This window comes from Streptomyces canus, from assembly GCF_030816965.1.
Lineage (GTDB): Bacteria > Actinomycetota > Actinomycetes > Streptomycetales > Streptomycetaceae > Streptomyces > Streptomyces canus_E.
In genome coordinates, this window is the sequence record NZ_JAUSYQ010000002.1 from 4,200,699 (window position 1) to 4,220,317 (window position 19,619).

Consider the following 19,619-nt stretch of genomic DNA (forward strand, 5'->3'; position numbering starts at 1 on the left):
GACCCCACCCCTTGGTTGTGCTGTACATGTTGTGCGTAGTTGAAACGAGCAAAGGTATCCGGCGCCGGTTCTGCCTTTCGGAAACCCAACCCCCCGAAAGGGGCAAGTTTCCCTCCGGGAACGGCAAAATCTGCAGCTCGCTCTAGCGCACCTGGCCCAGCCACTGGAGCGTCCGGCGGACCTCCACCGCGAGCGGGTGCGCCGGTCCGTGCAGGCGCTCCACGTCGTGCAGCAGCCGCGCGAGTGTGTCGTGGGCGGCGGCGCGGTCGCCGAGGGCGAGCAGGAGGTGCCCGATGCGGCGGCGGACGTCGTGGGCGAGCTGGGGGTCGCCGGCCACGTACTGGTTCTCGTAGTACGGCAGCAGGGCACGGTATTCGGCCAGTGCGGCCGCGGGTTCGCCGAGTTGTTCCAGACACTGGGCGGCGTCGTAGCGGAAGCGCAGGGACTGCGGGTCGGCGTGGCCCGCCTCGCTGGCGCGTTCGTCGGCGAGGCGGCGCAGTTCGGGCAGTGCGCGGCGGTACTGGCCGTCGTCCATGAGGGTGGCGGCGTACTGCTTGCGCAGGGTGCGTACGACCGGGGAGTTCACGCCGTGCTGTTCGGCGGCCGCGGGCAGGATCGCGCCGAGGATGTCGACGGCCTGGGTGATGCGGCCCTCGCCGAGGAGCCGCTTGACCTCGTCGACCGCGCGCGCGACGTCCGGTTTCTCGGTCGCCTCCGGGGCCGGCGTGACCGGGGCGGGCTGGGGTGCCGGCGTGCGCGCGCGGTCCGGCCAGGGGGCGTGCGGGCGAAGGAAGGGCCGTGTGGGGTCGAGGGGTGCTCCCGTGGGCGTCCCGCGCGCGGGCAGCAGCAGCGCCAGGTCCTCGTACACGTCCTGTGCGGAGGCCGGGCGGTGCTGCGGGTCCTTGGCGAGCAGCCGCAGGACGAGCGCTTCGAGGGCCTCGGGGACTTCGGGACGGGTGCGGCGCACGGGCAGCGGGGGCTCGTACAGGTGCCGGTGCAGCACGCCGAGCGCGGTGGAGCCCGCGAACGGGACGTCGCCGCTGAGGAGTTCGTGCAGCAGTACGCCGAGCGCGTACAGGTCGGTGTACGGGCCGACCGCGCCGCCCATGGCCTGCTCGGGCGCCATGTAGGCGGGCGAGCCGATCGGCGAACCGGTGTGGGTGAGGCGGGTGGTGTCGGTGTCCATGACGGACGCGACGCCGAGGTCGAGGACGGTGACCGTGCCGTCCTGCTTCACCATCACGTTGCGCGGCTTGAGGTCGCGGTGGACGATCGGCACGGCGTGCACGGCGCTCAGTACGGCGCACAGTTGTGCGGCGACCGCGACCGCCCACTGCCAGGGGTACGGGTCGTGCTCGGCCAGATGGTCGGAGAGGTCCGCGCCGTCGACGTACTGCATGACGAGGAACAGCTCCTCGCCCTCGCTGCCCGCGTCGTGCACGGTGACGAGCCCGGGGTGGTCGACCTGCGCGGTCACCCGGCACTCCCGCACGAACCGGCGGCGCAGTTCGTCCGCCTCCTGCCCGGCCACCTTGTCGGGGCGCAGCAGCTTCACCGCCACGCGCCGGTCGAGCCGCTGGTCGTACGCCGTCCACACCTGGCCCATGCCGCCCTGTCCGATGAGCGTGGACAGTTCATAGCGGCCGGCGACGACACGGCCTGTCGCCACGGTCACCTGCCGCCCTCGGTGTTGCCGTCGTGCTTGCGCAGATAGTCGCTGAGCTCGTCGAGTTCGGCGCGCACCTGGTCGATCCGGGCGGGCGCGGGGCGCTGCGGCGGCGGGGGCGGGACGACACCGGGGGCGGAGACCGGAGAAGTCGGCGGCTGCGGCAGGAGCGTGGACGTGTACGGCGGCGGCGTCGGCGTCGGCTGCGGATAGCCGTAGCCGGTGTGGACGGTCGGGCTCTGGGGCGGCGGGTGGCCGACGAACCGCCGCTGCTGGTGCACCCGGATGTCCATCACGAGGAAGTACACGCTGCTGAACAGGCCGAGGAGCAGGACCAGCGACATGGCGACGTCGGTCCTGGCATCGCTCTCCGGCAGGGAGCCGACCACCGCGAAACACGCGATGGACAGCGGAAGGCTCGCCCAGGACAGCACCCAGTCGATCGACCGCCCGCGCAGGAAGGCGACCCGGAACAGCGGAGCGCAGGCGAGCAGGCCGCACGAGAGGAAACCGGCGGCGGCGAACAGCACGCGCAAGGTGATGACGGTGCCCGAGCTGCGGGCGGGCGGCACCGCGCCGTGGCCGTACATGAACGCTCCTGAACCGGGATTCGATGTGGGGTTCGAGCGTATAGGCCGATACCGACAACCGGTCACGGGTTGTACCGAACCGTTGTCGTCCTGATCAGTCGGGCGCGACCGTTCCATCGGTGAGTCCGTCGTACATCCCGCGCACGAGCTGCTCTCCGAGCCGGCCCGCGTGCCTGAGCGCCCGCTCGAACTCGTCGAGCGCGCGGAAGCGTTCGCCGTAGCGCCGTTGCTCGTCGAGCGGGAGCCTGGGCAACTGGAGCCTGCGCACGTCCAGGCGGGTCGCGGTGGAGGCATAGCTGCTGGCCTGGCGGTTGTTGGCGGTGCCGCGCAGGAAGCCGGCGAGGAACCAGGGGTCGAGCGCCGCGGGATCGGGGCGCAGCAGGACGAGGTTGCGCCCGAGGGCGGCTCCCCCGGTCGTCGCGTCGATCACGCGCGCCACCGAGCCCCCGCCCAGCACCGGTACGACGACGTCGCCCGGTTCGGTCAGTACGGCCTCCTCCTCGCTCTCGGGAAGCGTCCCGGAGGGGTCGGCCCCGAAGAGGACGTCGTGGTCGGTGAGCACGGGCACGCGTGTGTGGCCGCCGTTTCCGCCCGTGCGCAGCATCAGAGCTCCCCCGCGCGCGAGTTCGCCGATGGTGGTGAGCGGCCACCGCGCGGGGTGCGCGGCGTCGGCGCGCGGCGGGGTGAGATCGGCGGTCAGGCGCAGGGTCTCGCCCAGGTGCTCGCGCACGGCCGTGAGCTGTTCGGCGCCGTCGGTCGCCGTGGGGGGTGGCAGGTGACGGGCGGGAGCGAGGTCCACGTCGTCGTCGAGGAGTTCGATGACGGGCAGCGCGCGGGCCAGTCCGGGCCGTTCGGCGAAGCGGCCGGGCCGCCCGAAGGCCTGCCAGGCGTCGAGAACGGCCTCGCGCACGGCCCGCCAGTCCGGCCCGCCGCGCCCCTCCCCCGCGAACTGCCCCACGTCGACGAGGAGCACCTCCGGCTGCGCGGGCGCCTTCTCCGGGCGGCGCAGCACCCACAGGTGCAGCGGGATGTTGTACGGCGGTGCCGCCCCGACCGGCAGGGCGATCACGGCGCGCAGGGCACCGCGGCGCAGCAGGTCGGCGCGGATACGGCGGCCGGAGCGGCGGGAGGCGGCGGCGGGCGGCATGAGCAGGACGCCGGCGCCGCCGTCCTTGAGGCGGGCGAGTGCGTGCTGGACCCAGGCGAGCTCGGACTCGGTGCGGGCCGGGAAGCCGTACTCCCAGCGGGGGTCGTAGGCGAGTTCGTCGTGGCCCCAGTTGCGCTCGTTGAACGGCGGGTGGCACAGGACGGCGTCTGCGCGCAGCCGCGGGTGGGCGTCGGCGCGCAGGCTGTCGCCGACCGCACCGCGCACGGTGGACCAGGTCTGCAGGGCAAGCCGGAGCGTGGTGAGCGCGGCGAGTTCGGGGGCGCTGTCCTGGGCGTAGAGCTCTTGGTCGGGGCGGGTGGCAACGGCCCGCAGGAGGGCGCCGGTGCCGCAGGCCGGGTCCAGGACGGTGCGGGCGGGGCCAGCGAGGTCGGCCATGAGAGCGGCCAGGTCGGCGGGGGTGAGCGTGTACTGGCGCGGGTTGGCGTCGAGGTGCCGGCCGAGCAGGAACTCGAAGGTCTGCCGGGCGCCCAGCTCGGCGGCCAGCTCGGCGGCGCCCCGCAGGAGGGGGGCGGAGGGCAGGAGTTCCGGGCCGGTGGGGAGGTGAAGGGCGGGGTGGGCGTTCACAGCGGCGGGGGTGTGAACACTGGAGGCGGGGCGGGCGGGGGGTCGAGGGTTCACGGCGTCCGCGGTGTTCACGGCGTCCGCGAGGTTCACTCTCGTGGCGGGGTTCGCAGCGTCCGCGGCGGTCGTACCGTCCACGGCATTCGCCGAGGCCAGGCCGGCGTCGGGGATGTGAACCCGCCCCGGCGTGTTCACAGCAGGCTCGGTGTTCATGGCCGACTCGCGTCCGAATCGCGGCGTGAACACCTCGCGCAGCGCACCCGGCAGCATCTCCGAGAGCCGCTCGTCGGAGCCGGCGCTCACCTCCAGCCAGACCGTCGGGCGGTCGTGGATCAGCAACAGGAGGCAGCCCGCGTGGGTGAGTGCGGTGACCGGGCCCTCAGGGTGGCCGGAGAGCTGCTGCCAGACGCGTTCCCGCAAGGGGACCTCAGCGAGTTTTCCCTGCTTGCGCAGCCAGGACTCGACCTCGGCGAGCGCGAAGGACGGGCTGGTCTCGGTGCCGCCGACAGGCCTCGGGAAGTCGGCGTGCCGACGGCGCCAGTTGCTGACGGCCGCGCGGCCCACGCCGGCCAGCCGTGCGATACCGGCAGCGGTCACCTCAGTCGCGTTGTCCTGCACCCGCCGCTCCCCTCGTCGTACCGCAGCAGCCCTGAGCCACGCATGTGACGCCGAGCATACCGATGCATGCAAGATCTACCCCTTCACGACCGTGTACACCATGGACTCTGTGAATCGTGTTGACTCGGTTCACAAGCTCTGCTCTCATTGACTCAGCGAACGAGAAGACCGCCGAGTAGCGGCGGTTGTCGCGCCGGGAGGGGGGATACAGCCATGGGCATGAAGGGCAGGATCGCGCTGGGCGCCGTCGTGGGAGTCGTCGTCATCGGAGTCGTCTCGGCGAACGCCGGGCACAACGGGGACAGCGGCACCTCCGGCGGCACGGGCAAGGGCTCTTCGGCGTCCGCGGAGCGCGAGGCCCGGGGCAGGAAGGACACCAAGGACACCGGCAAGGCCGAGGTCGCCGAGAAGAAGGCCGCGTTCGCGGGGGACGGCCACTTCCAGGTCGGTTCGGACATCAGGCCCGGCACGTATCGCACCACCGGCAACAGCGACGGCATGTGCTACTGGGAGCGGGCCAAGGACGCCTCGGGCGAGATGGACTCGCTGCTGGCCAATGACAATGTCACCGGCACCAGTTACGTCACCGTCAAGGCCACCGACAAACTCTTCAAGTCGAGCGACTGCCACGCCTGGGAGGCCGTCGGCGAGAAGGCGAAGGGCTCCCCCGCCGCCCGGATCTCCGGTGACGGCGGAATGTTCGCAGTCGGCGCCGACATCGCCCCGGGCACCTACAAGTCCACCGGCAACACCGACGACTCCTGCTACTGGGAGCGCACCAAGGACGCCGAACACGGCGTCGAGTCGATCCTCGCGAACGACAACGTCAACGGCACGGCCGTCGTCAGGATCAGCGCCTCGGACGCCTACTTCAAGACGACCGGCTGCAAGGACTGGAAGAAGACCGGCTGAGCCGGCAGGCCCGCTTTCGCCTCCTTTCGCTCACCACTGGGGGCGCGCCCCACACACAGCGCGCCCCGCACCTCATCACCTCACCGCATCCCCATCAAGGAATCACCATGCGTCGTACCGCACTTGCCGCTCTCTGCATCGCCGCCGCGGCCACCGCAGGACTCACCGGCTGCCAGCCGGGCCAGGACAAGGCGGACAGCGGGACGAGCGCGTCCAGCGCATCCGCCGAGCCGGGCAAGTCGGCCGCGAAGAAGGAACCGTTCGCCGGGCTGACCGGCGGCGAGATAGCCGACCGGGCCACAAAGGCCACGACCGGCGCCTCTTCGCTGCGGATGAAGGGCGCCATCCCCGACGACGAGAGCGGCGGCACCATCAGCCTCGACGTCCTCCTGAACAAGAAGGGCGAGTGCGCCGGCACCATCGGCATGGGCGGCAAGGGCAAGGCCGAGCTGATCAAGACAGGCGACATCGTGTACATGAAGTTCGACGAGGCGCTCCTGCGTGAGCAGAGCGAGGGTGAGTCGAAGACGGACACCGACGCGGCCGTGGCCATGCTGGCCGGCAAGTGGACCAAGACGAAGGCGACGGGTGAGGACGCCAAGGAGTTCGAGGGCTTCTGCAACCTGGGTGCGGTGCTCGACGGCGCCGAGGACAGCAACTCCGACGCGAGCCGCGGCAGCACGGCCACCGTCGACGGGGCACCCGCGATCACCCTGCACGAGAAGGACGGCAAGGACCGCTACACGCTGTACGTCGCCACCGAGGGCAAGCCGTATCTGCTGCGGGTCGACAGCACGGCCGGAGCGGACCAGGGGTCCGTCACCTTCAGCGACTTCGACGAACCGGTCCCGGCGAACAAGCCGGCCGGCGAGATCCTGGACCTGGACGCCCTGGGCGGCTGAGCCACCGGGGCCGTACGCGGCATGCCGGGACGCGGCGCACCAGGACGCGCCAAGGACGCGGCACGCTCAAAGGGCGTGCCGCATCCACACGTTGGGCTCGACGTACACCGCGTACCCGCGCTCCGGCTCGCACCGCACCGGCACCAGCGCCCCGGGCACCTCGATGTCGCCCTGGGTGTCGAAGGGCAGTCCGGTCCAGCGGCGCCACTGCTCCAGCGAGCCGGACACCGTCATGGAGGCCGGCGCCACCGCGTGGACGACACCGCCGGCCCGGGCGTGGACGCGCAGCCAGGGGTCGTACGGCAGACCGTCGGGACGTACCCGGTAGGCGTACTCCTGGATCGGCGTGTGCGGTTCCAGGTGCTTGGCGCTGGGGCGGACCGGCGCGACGACCTCGCTGAAGCCGTGGGCGCGGGCGTTGTCACGCATCGCCGAGAGCATCCGGGCGGACAGGCCGTGACCCTGGAGGCGCGGGTCGACGACGACCGAGATCGCGCTGACCGTGTCGGGCCGTACGCCACGACGCAGATCCTCGAACGCCCACACGAGCACCTCGTCCCAGCCCCGCGCGGGCAGTTCACCGCGGTCCTCGGCGTGGAGGGCGAACGGGACGCTGTGGGCGCGCGCGACGATCTCGCCCCGCTCGTCCTCGGCGAACAGCACGTGCTCGGGGAGCTCGCCGGAGATCCGTCCGTAGTGGGCGTTGCCCACGGGGTCCTCGGTCACGAACTCCGGCCAGCTGTTGGCCATGCCGAGAACACGCTCCCGCATCTCGGGACGTTCGGCGAGACTCGACACCTTCAGCTCCATGCGGTCACCGTAGGGGCGGACCCGCCCACCGGAAAGCGCATTTCCGCCCGCCCCGGCCCACGACCGCTCGGCGAAAGCCCTGGAGACCCAGCCCGCGAGCCCTGAGGCCTACGGCCGACGCGAGTCCTCAGTCCGCGTGGAACCGCGGCGGCGCCGCCGTCGGATTGCCGCCTGCCGGGAGCTTCTGGCCCGGGCAGCCCGAGAGGACCTTCTCCATCGCGGACTTCTCGGCGGCCGTTACCCACAGGTCGTACTTCTTCTTCACGGCGACCTGGGCGGCCACATACGTGCACCGGTACGCCTTGTTCGGCGGGAGCCAGGTCGCCGTGTCACCGTCCCCCTTGGAACGGTTGGTGCTCGCGTCGACGGCGAGGAGGTTGAGGGGGTCGTTGGCAAGAGCTATCCGCTTGCTGGGCTCCCAGTACTTGGCCCCCTTCTGCCAGGCGTCGGAGAGCGCGACCACGTGGTCGATGTCGACCTGGCTGCGACCACGCCGGTAGGTCACCTCCTTGCCCGAGTACGGGTCCGACTCGAGCACGCCGTAGGACACCTTGCAGTCCCCCCGGGTGAACTTCACGTCCTCCAGATCGCGTTTGAGTATGTCGTCGCGGGTGTCGCAGTCGTTCGAGTCCGTGTCCGCCCACGCGGTGCCGAACCTGTCGCGCTCGTAACCCGTTTTGGGCGCCCGCCCCTTCACGGTGAGCGACTCGGCGGCGGTGAGGGCCGCGCCCGAACCGCCCGCACCCCCGGTTTCCTCCGGCCCGCCGGACCCTGTGGTCGTCTCCGCCTTGCACCCGGCCACGGCGAACACCAGCACGACGGCGGCCGCGGCCCCGCCCCTCAGACGCATCACGTGCGCCCCTCCCCTTGCAACCCGGTCCGGCCCCCGCACGGAGCGCTTTCCCTCGTACGGCGTCACGCACACCGTAACGAGCGGGCGCACCGCCGCATTCAGGAGGTCCAAAGGTCCAGACCACACCCCTTCCAAGTAGGCAATGCGGACGTATCGGCCCTATCGTCGTTGCTGAGACGCCATGGATCGCGACAGGCACGAGCAGCCGTATAGCCGAAGACCCATGGAGGACCGTCCGCGGAGATTCGTCTCCCGCCGGCGGCTTCACGTTCCCGAAGGGGCGTGCGGGCTGCTCACGCCGGGGTCATTCCGGTGGGTCGGCAGGCCACGGCAGCACCCTGAGCTCCGGCCATTCCTCCTTCCAGCGCGCGGCCTTGGTCTCGTAGACCGCTCTCGGAGCGAGCACGGGATTGGGCCGGACCACGAGGTTGAACACGTCGGACAGACCGTGGGGTGCGTAGACGCGCCACGTCCCGTCGGGTTCCGGCCGCACGCCCAGACAGCAAGTCGTCGCGGCGAAGCGGTCGATGGCGGACTCGGTGGAGTCGTACGGCGGGCAGGGCACTCCGAACTTCCGCTCGTACCAGAGGTGCACCCGGGCCTCGTTGCGGATCTCCACCTCGGCCTGCAGGCCTTCGAACACTTCCTGTCCCGCCTTGATGACGGCGTCCTCGGCCTCCCAGGAGAGATCGGTGTCGTCGAAGTAGAAGATGTCGTAGTCCCTGATGCCCCGAGTGGGGGGCCTCCCGGTGACCACGTTCCACACGGTCTGGAACAGGCAGCCCGCCGTCACGTACCAGCCCGGCAGGTCAAGCGTCGCCGTCCTGGCCATCACCTCGGTCAGGGTCTCGTTCTGGCCGAGCACGGAACGGAACGCGTCCAGTTGTTCCTCAAGCGGAAGTCGTCCGAGCATCCGTCCTGACTATCACGGTCAGACCTTGCCTATGCCCAGGGTCGTCTCCGACGGAAGCAGCCCGGAGGACAGCACCGCGACCCAGAACTCGCCGAGCAGGTCCGCGAGCCGGGCTGTGTCGGCCGTTCCGAGCAACTGCCATGGTGCGGTGGCGAGTTGGTCGGTGTGGTGTTCCACGCGGTGACGCAGGTCGCGGCCGGCGTCCGTGGCCTCGCCGTTCTCCTCGAGCAGGCCACGGGCGGTCAGACGCTCGCGCGCGGACTTCCATTGTGTCGCGCTCCAGCCCCGGCTCTCGAAGCGTTCCACGGACGCGGCGCCGATCGCGGCGAAGGAGACCAGCGACTCGACCGGGTCGAGGCCGGCCACGAGCAGGGCCGCTATGTGGCCGTCGCCGCGGTGCTCACGCAGGATCGTCGCCGCCTGCCACAGCTGGAGGTGAGGGGCCTCGGGCCACTCCAAGGCGGCGTTGGCCGCGGCGAGCGGACGGCCCGCGGTGTTCGCCGCCTCGGCCACGCGCCGGGCGAGGGCAGCGGCCTCCACCAGCTCGGGACTGTCGACGCGGTCACCGAATATCGCGCGGTAGGCCCCGTCGATCCCCCGCAGCCTCGCCGCCAGGATCGCGCCGGGCTCGGCGGTCGCCCACGCGGAGTCGATGTGCTCGGCGACCATACGGGGGCTGAAGCTGTAGAAGGCGGACGCCACCTGCTCGGCGCCCACCCGCCCCAACGGAGCGGCACGCAGGGGGAAGTAGCTCGGCCAGCGCTCCTTCGTGTCGTACCCGAGCGCTGCCGCCTCCTCGAAGACCTCCGGCGCGTAGTAGAGCACCGCGTGCAGCGGTTCCAGCAGGTGCCAGAGCTGGCGCACGCGGGCCGGCTCCACAGCATGCCCCACCCCGCCGGTCTCCTTCTCGGTCCTGCCGTCGTGCTTCGACATGACACGCCTCCCCGTCGTCAGCGAAGTCCCCTCGAGTCCACCCCGGGAACTTGACACTGACTAGATTGCCTGGACGGCCCAAACTTGTCAATGCCTAGATCGGGCGTACGCTCTGTCCATGGCATCCGCGGAAACCGACAAGCCGAATCGCCCCCACAAGCAGGACCGCCCCTACCACCACGGCGACCTTCGCCGCGCGATCCTCACCGCCGCCCTCGACGTCATCACCGCCGACGGCCCCACCGGGCTGAGCCTGCGTGATCTGGCCCGCCGCGCCGGTGTCTCGCACGCGGCCCCCGCCCACCACTTCAGGGACCGCACCGGGCTCCTCACAGCGATCGCCGCCGAAGGCTTCGCGCTGCTCGCGGCCGCCCTCAACGACGCCTCGGACCTCAAGGACGCGGGCGTGCGCTATGTACGCTTCGCCCGCGAACACCCGGCCCACTTCCAGGTGATGTTCGCGCCCGGACAGCTGCGCGCCGACGACCTCGAACTCACCACGGCCCGCGCCCTGGCCACCGACGCCCTGCGTACCTCGGTCTCAGCCGTACACGCCGAGGACTTCGGCATCGACAGCCGCCTCGCGGGAGTCGCCGCCTGGTCCCTCGCCCACGGCTTCGCCACGCTGCTCCTCGGCCACAACCTCGACGGCCCGGTCGGCGACCGTGACCCCGAGGAGGTGTTCCGTACCCTCGCGAGCACGTTGTTCCGTACGCCGTCAACTACCCGTCGCTAAAGCGACGGGCTTGCACAACGGGCATCACTGGTGGTGATGCTGCGTTTGCGTCCAGCCCCACCCCGGCGCACGTGCTCGGGTGGTGGGGCGGGGGCCGTTGACTGAGCCCCGCGTCGCCACAACTCCCACGCTCTGGCGCGGATGTTGCGGGAGCCGTTCCGGTCTGCGTGATCAACGAATCCGCAGCTCCGGCACGCGAACCAGGCCTGCGAGACCCGGTTCGCTTTGTCAGTGTGGCCGCATTCGGCGCAGGTGCGGGAGGTGTACGCCGGATCGACGTGCACCACCGGCACCCCGGCCTTGCGGGACTTGTACGCGATGAAACTGCCGAGCTGGGCGAAGGACCAGCTGGAGTGGGTGGCCCGTTGGGGCTTGCGAAGCCGTACCCGCTCGCGGATGCCCGTGAGGTCTTCCAGGGCGATTCCGCGACCGGTGCTCCCCCACTGCCTTAAGGGCGTGGGAGGTGCCCCCAGCCTCGGCCACCACATGTTTCGCGATCTTGTGGTTGATGTCCCGCGCCCGCCGCGCCTCCTTGCGGCGGCGCTTCCTCAGCCGCCGCTTGGCGGACGGGGTGTTCTTCTTCTGCAGCTTGGTGCGCAGCGCGCGTTCCCGTGCGCGGATGCGGTTGAGTTCCCGTCCGGCCATGATCTCGCCGTCGGAGGTGGTGGCAATGTTCACGATGCCCAGGTCGATGCCGAGGAAGTCCACCGGATCGATGTTCTGCGGTGCTTCGGGGACCTCGCAGGTGGCGTTCAGGAACCACATGCCGTCCCGCTCCAGCAGGTCGGACTCGCCTTTGCGGTACAGGGCCAGGGTGGCCAGCTGCTCCGGGGAGGCGGTGAACGCCACGTCCTTCACCCGCCCGGCAGTCGTCCAGATCGACACCCGGCGATCGGCAATCTGCCAGGACAGCATGCGGTCGTCATAGGACTGCGCGCCCTGCGGGCGGAAGGCGATCGGTTTCTCCACCGCCCTGCGGTAGCGTTTCGAGCCAGGTTTCCCCAGGTTCCCGGCCTTCAGGTTGGCTTTCAGCGTGGCGTAGGCGTCGCAGGTCTTCTTGATGACGTGCTGGGCGGCCTGCGCCCCCAGTCCCCAGCGGTCCTTGACCTGGCGGTAGGTGTGCTCGCGCAGCGCGAAGTTGTTCTTCACGTCCTTCTCGAAGGCCACGCCGCTGGCCCAGGTCGCCGCTTCGTTGCAGGCGCGCAGGGTCGCCTCCAGCGCCGTCCCCTGTACGGGCGTCGGCAGCAGTCTGACCTGCACCATCAGCTTCACGATCATCAAACTTACACATGCGTACGACTGCCCACCGTACGTTCGTCGCAGATCACCCGACCGAGTGAACACGCCGCCGCATCGACGCAGCACCGGCTGCACCGGACACGAACCCCGGCCGCTTCGCGGCCGAGCACGCAGAAGTGATATCGCGGCGCTCCGCGCCGCGACCACGAGGATGCGATTCCTCCCAGGGCTGAAGCCCTGGGGTTCCTCGCAAGAATCCGCTGAACTCACCCGGTGGCGCGAGCGCGGCTCACACCGCCGAGGTCACCCGGCCACGGTCCCCCGCCGTCACGACCCCAGGATCGACGTGAGGAACTCCCCCACCCAGCCGAGCAACTCCCGCCCGACCAGCGGCTTTCCGCCCACCTTCGCCGTCTTCGGGCGAGGCACCAGCACCTGGTGCACGGCCGGCTTGATGACGGTGCCCGGGTAGAGCCGCTTGACCCGCAACTCCTGCGATTCCCGCAACTCCACCGGCGCGAAGCGGATGTTGGTGCCCTGGAGGACGATCTCGCCGACGCCACACGCGCGTGCGAGCATCCGAAGCCCCGCCACCAGCAGCAGGTTCTCCACCGGCTCCGGCAACTTGCCGTAGCGGTCGACGAGTTCCTCCCGTACGGCCTTGACGTCCTCCTCGGTGTTCACCGAGGCGATGGCGCGGTAGGCCTGCAGACGCAGCCGCTCGCCCGGCGCGTAGTCGTGCGGGACGTGCGCGTCGACCGGGAGCTCGATCTTGACCTCCAGCGGCGGCTCCTCCTCGACACCGCCTTCCAGGGAGGCCCGGTAGTCGGCGACGGCCTCGCCGACCATGCGCACGTACAGGTCGAAGCCGACGCCCGCGATATGCCCGGACTGCTCGCCGCCGAGCAGGTTGCCCGCGCCGCGGATCTCGAGGTCCTTCATCGCCACATACATGCCCGCGCCCATCTCGGTGTGCTGGGCGATGGTGGCGAGCCGCTCGTGCGCGGTCTCGGTCAGAGGCTTCTCCGGCGGGTACAGGAAGTAGGCGTATCCGCGCTCGCGGCCTCGGCCCACCCGTCCTCGCAGCTGATGCAGCTGCGAGAGACCGAAGTTGTCGCCACGCTCCACGATCAGTGTGTTCGCGTTGGAGATGTCGATGCCCGACTCGACGATCGTGGTCGACACGAGCACGTCGAACTTCTTCTCCCAGAAGTCGACGACGACCTGCTCGAGGGCCTGTTCCGACATCTGGCCGTGGGCGGTCGCGATGCGCGCCTCGGGGACGATCTCGCGCAGGCGGGAAGCCGCCCGGTCGATCGACTCGACGCGGTTGTGGATGTAGAAGACCTGGCCCTCGCGCAGCAGTTCACGCCGGATGGCGGCGCCGATCTGCTTCTCCTCGTACGGCCCGACGAAGGTGAGCACCGGGTGGCGCTCCTCCGGCGGAGTGGTGATCGTCGACATCTCGCGGATGCCGGTGACCGCCATCTCCAGGGTGCGCGGGATCGGAGTCGCGGACATGGTCAGGACGTCGACGTTGGCGCGGAGCTTCTTCAGCTGCTCCTTGTGCTCGACGCCGAAGCGCTGCTCCTCGTCGACGATGACCAGGCCGAGGTCCTTGAACTTGGTCTCGGAGGAGAACAGCCGGTGGGTGCCGATGACGATGTCCACCGATCCGTCGCGCAGCCCCTCCAGGACGGCCTTCGCCTCGGTGTCGGTCTGGAAGCGGCTGAGCGCCTTCACGACCACGGGGAACTGCGAGTACCGCTCGGAGAACGTCCCGAAGTGCTGCTGCACCAGCAGGGTCGTCGGTACGAGGACGGCCACCTGCTTGCCGTCCTGTACGGCCTTGAAGGCGGCCCTGACCGCGATCTCGGTCTTGCCGTAGCCGACGTCGCCGCAGACCAGGCGGTCCATGGGGATCGACTTCTCCATGTCCTCCTTGACCTCGGCGATGGTGGTGAGCTGGTCCGGCGTCTCCGCGTACGGGAAGGCGTCCTCCAGCTCGCGCTGCCACGGGGTGTCCGCGCCGAAGGCGTACCCCGGGGCCGCCATCCGCGCGCTGTACAGCCTGATGAGATCCGCGGCGATCTCCTTGACCGCCTTCTTGGCGCGCGCCTTGGTCTTGGTCCAGTCGGCGCCGCCGAGGCGGTGCAGGGTGGGGGCCTCGCCGCCGACGTACTTGGTGATCTGTTCCAGCTGGTCGGTCGGGATGTAGAGCCGGTCGCCGGGCTGGCCGCGCTTGGCGGGGGCGTACTCGACGACGAGGTACTCGCGCGTGGCGCCCTGCACGGTCCGCTGGACCATCTCGATGTAGCGGCCGACGCCGTGCTGTTCGTGGACGATGTAGTCGCCCGTCTCCAGGGTGAGCGGGTCGATCGTCTTGCGGCGTCGGGCGGGCATCCGGGCGCCGTCCTTGCCGGCCGCCTTCTGGCCGGTCAGGTCGGTCTCGGTCAGCACGGCGAGTCTCAGCGCCGGATCGACGAAGCCGTACTCGATCGAGCCGCACGCCACATGCACGACGGACGGGCTCAGCGACGTGAGCTCCGCGTCGAGGCGGGCCGCGATGCCCTCGCCGCCCAGCACCTCGACGGTACGGGCCGCCGGGCCGTGCGCCTCGGTCACGAAGACGGTGCGCCAGCCGTCGGCGAGCCAGCCCTTGGTGTCGGCGAGGGCCTTGGCGGTGTCGCCGCGGTAGCTCTCGGGGGCGTGCATGCCCAGCTTGAGGGTGTCCGCCTCCAGTTCGAGGTCCGCCGCGAACGGCGACACCGACCACCACATCATGTCCAGCTCACGCGCGCGGTCGCGGACGTCGGCGATGGCCCACAGGGAGGCCGCGCCGACGTCGATGGGCGCCTCGCCGCCGCCCGCGGTGGCCGCCCAGGACGCCTGGAGGAACTCCTGCGAGGTGGCCACCAGGTCGGACGCACGTGTGCGAACCCGCTCCGGATCGCACACGACGGCCATGGCGCCCTTGGGCAGGACGTCGATCAGGAGCTCCATGTCGTCGACGAGGACGGGCGCCAGGGACTCCATGCCTTCCACGGCGATCCCCTCGCCGATCCTGCCGAGCAGGTCGCCGAGCTCGGGGTGCTCCTCGGCGAGGGCACGCGCGCGTGCCCGCACGTCATCGGTCAGGAGCAGTTCCCGGCAGGGCGGAGCCCACAGGCCGTGTTCGGCGACCTCCAGGGAGCGCTGGTCGGCGACCTTGAAGTAGCGGATCTCCTCGACGTCGTCGCCCCAGAACTCGACGCGCAGGGGGTGTTCCTCGGTGGGCGGGAAGACGTCGAGGATGCCGCCCCGTACGGCGAACTCGCCGCGCTTCTCGACGAGCTCCACGCGCGCGTACGCGGCGGCGGCGAGAGCCTCCACGATCGTGTTCAGGTCGGCGGTCTGCCCGGTGCGCAGGGCGACCGGTTCCAGGTCGCCGAGGCCCTTGACCTGCGGCTGGAGCACGGACCGTACGGGTGCGACGACCACGGAGACCGGGCCGGTCTCGGGGTCGTCGGGGCGGGGGTGGGCGAGGCGCCGCAGGACGGCCAGGCGGCGGCCGACGGTGTCGCTGCGGGGGCTGAGGCGCTCGTGCGGGAGGGTCTCCCAGGACGGGTACTCCACAACCCCCTCCGACGGGAGCAGGGAGCGCAGGGCCGCGGCCAGGTCCTCCGCCTCGCGGCCCGTCGCCGTCACCGCGAGCACGGGCCGGCCGGCCTCCCGCGCGAGGGCGGCGACCGCGAAGGGACGGGCCGCCGGTGGGCCGACCAGGTCGACGTGCATGCGGTTGCCGTCCTGGGCCGCCGTGATCGCTTCCGCGAGGGCGGGGTCCTTGACGACGGCGTCGAGCAGACCGTGCAAGCTCATTCTGGGCGGCTTTCGTCCGGGGGCTTTCTGGGGGTGGGCAACGCGAAGGGCCCGACACAACGAAGGGCCGGGGGTTCTCCAGCCTACGACGGCCTCGGCCCGGCCGTCGGAGCCTGTGGACAACCCCGCCTCGCCCACGGTCGCCTGTGGACAGCGAAGCGCCCGCAAGCTGCTCCCCTTGGACAACGAAGAACCCGGCGCCGAGAAGTCCCCCATGACTTCTCGGCGCCGGGCGTTCCCCCGTCTCCAGGGTGGCTATTCCGTGGCGATCGCCTTCAGGACGTTCATCCGGCCCGCCCGGAACGCCGGGATCAGGGCGGCGAACAGGCCCACGAAGGCCGATCCGACGAAGACGCCGATGATCGTCGGCCAGGGGATCTCCAGCACCTTCAGGCCCTCCAGGGCGAGGAGCTTCTGGGCGGTCGCGCCCCAGCCCATGCCGAGGCCCAGGCCGAGCAGTGCGCCGAAGAGCGCGATGACCACCGACTCCATGCGGATCATCCGTCGCAGCTGGCGCCGCGAGAGGCCGATCGCGCGCATGAGGCCGATCTCCCGGGTCCGCTCGACCACCGAGAGCGCCAGGGTGTTCACGACACCGAGGATCGCGACGATGATCGCGAGGGCCAGCAGGCCGTAGATCATGTTCAGGAGCTGCCCGATCTGGTCCTTGAAGGCTTCCTTGTAGTCGGTCTGGTCGCGCACGGTGTACTGCGGATAGTCGTGCAGCGCCGACTTCAGCGACTTGTACGCGGCGTCCTGCTGCCCGTCCTTGGCGTTGGCGAAGACCAACTGGTCGAGCGGCATCTTGTCGGCCGGCACGTACTTGGCGAGCGTGGCGATCGAGATGTACTTCGAACCCGCGTCGATGACGACGTCACTGCTGGTGATGGCCCGGACCGTCAGCTCGGCGGTGGCACCGTCCTTGAAGGCGACCTTGATCTTCGAGCCCAGGTGGATGCCGTGCGCCTTGGCGAACTTCTCGTGCACGGACATCGAGTCGGGCCGGTAGGCGTCGGCCAGCTTCCCGGCGACGGTCTCGGTCTGCAGGTCGGTCGCGTAGGACGGGTCGGCCGCCGTGATGTCGGTGTCCTTGAGCGTCTTGCCGTCGGGGGTCGTGTAGTCGGCCTCCGTGGTCCTGTACTCGGTGACCCGCTCCAGGCCCGGCGTGCCCTTGACGGCCTTCACCGCGGCCGGAGTGACCAGCTGCCCGCTGTCGGACTGGATGATGAAGTCCGTACCGACCGTCTTGTCGAGCTCGTCCGTGGCCGAGGCGACCATGGACGAACCGACGACCGACAGACAGGCGACCAGCGCGAGGCCGATCATCAGGGCGGCGGCGGTGGCTCCTGTACGGCGCGGGTTGCGCAGGGCGTTGCGCTCGGCCATGCGGCCGACCGGGCCGAACACCCTGAGGACGACCGCACCCAGGACGCGCACCACACCGCCCGCGAGGAGCGGGCCGATCACGACGAAGCCGATCAGGGAGAGCACCACGCCGAGGCCGAGCCACAGGGAGCCCTCCTTGGCCTTGTCCGCCTGGGTGACCAGGTAGAGCGCGTAGCCGCCGCCGGCGGTCAGGAGCGTGCCCAGCAGGACCCGTACACGGCCCGCCCTGGCGTCGGCGGGGGCGCCCGCGTCCCGGAGGGCGGCCATGGGCGAGACCTTGCCCGCGCGGCGGGCGGGCAGCCAGGCGGCCAGCACGGTGACGACCACACCGAGGAGCAGTCCGACCACCGGGGTGGTCCAGGCGATCGTCAGGTCGCTGGTCGACAGGTGTATGCCCAGGGAGCTCATGAGTTTCATCAGGCCGACCGCGAGGCCGACGCCGGCGCCGACCCCGAGCACCGAACCGGTCACGCCCAGCAGCAGCGCCTCGACCAGCACGGAACGGTTGACCTGCTTGCGGCTGGACCCGATGGCCCGCATCAGGCCGATCTCACGGGTCCGCTGCGCGACAAGCATCGAGAAGGTGTTGATGATCAGGAAGATGCCGACGAGGAAGGCGATCCCGGCGAAGCCGAGCATCGCGTACTTCATGACGTTCATGAAGCCCTCGACGTCCTTCTGGTTGGCGTCGGCGGTCTCCTTGGCCGTCTGCACCTTGTAGGCGCCGCCGAGTTCGGCCGCGACGTTCTGCTTCAACCGGGCGTCGGTGACCCCGGAGGCGGCCGTGACGTTGACGTTGGTGTACACGCCCGTCTCGCCGACCAGGCTCTCCTGGGCGGTCTTCGTGTCGAGGTAGAAGATCGCGGCACCGGGGTTGGTGACCTGGAACTCGGCGACGCCGGAGATCTTCGCGGTGTGCGTGCCGACCGCGCTGATGACGCCGATCTCGTCACCGAGCTTCAGGTGGTGCTTGTCGACGGTGTCCTTGTCGACCATGATCTGGCCGGAGTTCTTCGGCGCCGTACCGGAGGTGACCTTCATGGTGCGGGCGTCGTTGCGGTTCCAGTTGCCGACGATGGTCGGGCCGCCGCCGGACGGCGAGAGGCTGTCCTTGTCGGCGTCCACTACGGTCACCGAGGTCGAGAAGACGGTCCCCTCCGCCGACTTGACGCCCTGCGCCTCGCGCACCTTGCCGACCACGGAGGCCGGCATGACCGGCGGCTTGCCGTTGTCCGAGGTCGTCTCGCCGCTGTCGGAGGCACCCTTGGCGCTCACCGTCACATCCGAGGACGTGGCCGCGAAGAGCTTGTCGAAGGTGGTGTTCATCGTGTCGGTGAACACCAGCGTCCCGCAGACGAAGGCGACCGACAGCAGGACCGCGACGGCCGACAGGGCCATGCGTCCCTTGTGCGCGAAGAAGTTGCGCATGGAGGTCTTCATGACGGTCATGACGTACGCCCCCGGGCGTCGAAGTCCTTCATGCGGTCCAGGACGGCCTCCGCGGTGGGCTTGTACATCTCGTCGACGATCCGGCCGTCGGCGAGGTACAGCACGCGGTCCGCGTACGAGGCGGCCACCGGGTCGTGCGTGACCATCACGATGGTCTGCCCGAGTTCGTCGACGGACTTGCGCAGGAAGCCCAGTACCTCGGCGCCCGCGCGCGAGTCGAGGTTTCCGGTCGGCTCGTCACCGAAGATGATCTCGGGACGGGCGGCCAGGGCGCGGGCCACGGCGACACGCTGCTGCTGTCCGCCGGAAAGCTGGGTGGGCCGGTGCCTGAGTCGGTCGGAAAGTCCAACGGTGTCCACCACGCGCGCGAGCCACTGCTTGTCGGGCTTGCGCCCGGCGATGTCCATGGGCAGCGTGATGTTCTCGAGCGCATTGAGCGTCGGGAGCAGGTTGAACGCCTGGAAGATGAAACCGACCCGGTCCCGGCGCAGCTGAGTGAGCTTCTTGTCCTTCAGGCCGGTGATCTCGGTGTCGTCCAGGTAGATCTGACCGCTCGTCACGGTGTCGAGACCGGCGAGGCAGTGCATGAGGGTGGACTTGCCGGACCCTGAGGGGCCCATGATCGCGGTGAACTGCCCGCGAGCGATGTCCACGTCCACATGGTCGAGGGCGACGACACGGGTCTCACCGGACCCGTACGCCTTGACGACCTGCCGCGCCCGCGCGGCAACGGCCGTACGCCCTCCAGTGCCCCCGTGCCTGGTGATGGTTACAGCCGATGTCACGGTATGTCTCCTATATCGGTCAGCGAATCAACAGCCGATCTGTAGGGCGATCGGTTCGTTGCTTGGGTACGGCGTTCAGTCTGGTGCCGCGAGACGGTCCGGCGCGCTGGTGCTCAGCACCCTCTTCTACGGGGGAAAACCCCACCCCCGTCGATCCGGTCGTCCCCGCCCCCACCGCTCCCCAGCGGCGTAAAGCCAGGTTAAGGACGGACCATGGCCCTTCTCCTCCTCCGGCGGTAC

General features: G+C 70.3%; 13 protein-coding genes and 1 pseudogene. 3 read left to right on the forward strand and 11 right to left on the reverse strand.

Annotated features, from left to right (window positions below; translation table 11 throughout):
• Positions 1-142: 142 nt before the first annotated feature.
• The 3 genes from QF027_RS20115 to QF027_RS20125 form a co-directional block, all read right to left on the reverse strand.
• A complete protein-coding gene (locus QF027_RS20115) occupies positions 143-1,633 on the reverse strand; it encodes a serine/threonine-protein kinase (protein WP_307082434.1) in 1,491 nt (496 codons plus the stop codon).
• 38 nt (positions 1,634-1,671) lie between these two features.
• Entirely contained in the window at positions 1,672-2,256 is a 585-nt protein-coding gene (locus QF027_RS20120) for a hypothetical protein (RefSeq protein ID WP_307076030.1), read from the reverse strand.
• A 94-nt stretch (positions 2,257-2,350) separates the two neighbouring features.
• Positions 2,351-4,603: an N-6 DNA methylase gene (locus tag QF027_RS20125; RefSeq protein WP_307076033.1), complete on the reverse strand. Its 2,253-nt coding sequence runs from the start codon at positions 4,601-4,603 to the stop codon at positions 2,351-2,353.
• A 213-nt stretch (positions 4,604-4,816) separates the two neighbouring features.
• Here QF027_RS20125 and QF027_RS20130 point away from each other — a divergent pair, with 213 nt between their 5' ends.
• Both QF027_RS20130 and QF027_RS20135 read left to right on the forward strand, forming a co-directional pair.
• Positions 4,817-5,515, forward strand: coding sequence for a hypothetical protein (locus QF027_RS20130; protein WP_307076035.1), 699 nt, complete (start codon positions 4,817-4,819; stop codon positions 5,513-5,515).
• A gap of 107 nt (positions 5,516-5,622) precedes the next feature.
• Positions 5,623-6,417: a hypothetical protein gene (locus tag QF027_RS20135; RefSeq protein ID WP_307076037.1), complete on the forward strand. Its 795-nt coding sequence runs from the start codon at positions 5,623-5,625 to the stop codon at positions 6,415-6,417.
• A gap of 66 nt (positions 6,418-6,483) precedes the next feature.
• Here the strand turns inward: QF027_RS20135 and QF027_RS20140 are convergent, their stop codons facing one another.
• From QF027_RS20140 to QF027_RS20155, 4 genes are all read right to left on the reverse strand, one after another.
• Positions 6,484-7,227, reverse strand: a complete 744-nt coding sequence (locus tag QF027_RS20140; protein ID WP_307076039.1) for a GNAT family N-acetyltransferase — start codon at positions 7,225-7,227, stop codon at positions 6,484-6,486.
• 127 nt (positions 7,228-7,354) lie between these two features.
• On the reverse strand, positions 7,355-8,077 hold the full coding sequence (locus QF027_RS20145; protein ID WP_306986650.1) for an HNH endonuclease family protein: 723 nt from the start codon (positions 8,075-8,077) through the stop codon (positions 7,355-7,357).
• A 307-nt stretch (positions 8,078-8,384) separates the two neighbouring features.
• The gene (locus QF027_RS20150) at positions 8,385-8,993 is read right to left on the reverse strand and encodes a nucleotidyltransferase family protein (protein ID WP_306980254.1); all 609 of its coding nucleotides are present in this window, start codon (positions 8,991-8,993) and stop codon (positions 8,385-8,387) included.
• A gap of 18 nt (positions 8,994-9,011) precedes the next feature.
• Complete coding sequence (locus QF027_RS20155) at positions 9,012-9,926, reverse strand: SCO6745 family protein (RefSeq protein ID WP_307076041.1); 915 nt, start codon at positions 9,924-9,926, stop codon at positions 9,012-9,014.
• 118 nt (positions 9,927-10,044) lie between these two features.
• On the opposite strand from QF027_RS20155, the gene QF027_RS20160 reads away from it, so the two are divergent.
• A complete protein-coding gene (locus tag QF027_RS20160; RefSeq protein WP_307076043.1) occupies positions 10,045-10,662 on the forward strand; it encodes a TetR/AcrR family transcriptional regulator in 618 nt (205 codons plus the stop codon).
• Here QF027_RS20160 and QF027_RS20165 read toward each other — a convergent pair.
• The 4 genes and pseudogenes from QF027_RS20165 to QF027_RS20180 all read right to left on the reverse strand — a co-directional run bounded on the left by QF027_RS20165 (position 10,659) and on the right by QF027_RS20180 (position 19,379).
• Positions 10,659-11,934: pseudogene (locus tag QF027_RS20165) on the reverse strand (RNA-guided endonuclease InsQ/TnpB family protein). The gene QF027_RS20160 and the pseudogene QF027_RS20165 overlap by 4 nt on opposite strands.
• Positions 11,935-12,228: 294 nt before the next feature.
• Positions 12,229-15,759: a transcription-repair coupling factor gene (gene mfd / locus QF027_RS20170; protein ID WP_306980248.1), complete on the reverse strand. Its 3,531-nt coding sequence runs from the start codon at positions 15,757-15,759 to the stop codon at positions 12,229-12,231.
• Between the two features lie 255 nt (positions 15,760-16,014).
• Positions 16,015-18,594 carry an ABC transporter permease gene (locus tag QF027_RS20175; RefSeq protein ID WP_307076045.1) on the reverse strand — a complete coding sequence of 860 codons (2,580 nt, stop codon included), beginning with the start codon at positions 18,592-18,594 and terminating at the stop codon, positions 16,015-16,017.
• Positions 18,591-19,379, reverse strand: a complete 789-nt coding sequence (locus QF027_RS20180) for an ABC transporter ATP-binding protein (protein ID WP_059206461.1) — start codon at positions 19,377-19,379, stop codon at positions 18,591-18,593. The genes QF027_RS20175 and QF027_RS20180 overlap by 4 nt, the downstream gene beginning before the upstream one ends.
• Between the last annotated feature and the right edge of the window lie 240 nt (positions 19,380-19,619).

Excerpts from the sequence above, each read along its gene's own strand:
- QF027_RS20120 (WP_307076030.1), bottom strand. The coding sequence starts at position 2,256 with ATGTACGGCCACGGCGCGGTGCCGCCCGCCCGCAGCTCGGGCACCGTC.
- QF027_RS20130 (WP_307076035.1), top strand. The coding sequence starts at position 4,817 with ATGGGCATGAAGGGCAGGATCGCGCTGGGCGCCGTCGTGGGAGTCGTC.
- QF027_RS20135 (WP_307076037.1), top strand. The coding sequence starts at position 5,623 with ATGCGTCGTACCGCACTTGCCGCTCTCTGCATCGCCGCCGCGGCCACC.
- QF027_RS20140 (WP_307076039.1), bottom strand. The coding sequence starts at position 7,227 with ATGGAGCTGAAGGTGTCGAGTCTCGCCGAACGTCCCGAGATGCGGGAG.
- QF027_RS20145 (WP_306986650.1), bottom strand. The coding sequence starts at position 8,077 with ATGCGTCTGAGGGGCGGGGCCGCGGCCGCCGTCGTGCTGGTGTTCGCC.
- QF027_RS20150 (WP_306980254.1), bottom strand. The coding sequence starts at position 8,993 with ATGCTCGGACGACTTCCGCTTGAGGAACAACTGGACGCGTTCCGTTCC.
- QF027_RS20155 (WP_307076041.1), bottom strand. The coding sequence starts at position 9,926 with ATGTCGAAGCACGACGGCAGGACCGAGAAGGAGACCGGCGGGGTGGGG.
- QF027_RS20160 (WP_307076043.1), top strand. The coding sequence starts at position 10,045 with ATGGCATCCGCGGAAACCGACAAGCCGAATCGCCCCCACAAGCAGGAC.
- mfd (WP_306980248.1), bottom strand. The coding sequence starts at position 15,759 with ATGAGCTTGCACGGTCTGCTCGACGCCGTCGTCAAGGACCCCGCCCTC.
- QF027_RS20175 (WP_307076045.1), bottom strand. The coding sequence starts at position 18,594 with ATGACCGTCATGAAGACCTCCATGCGCAACTTCTTCGCGCACAAGGGA.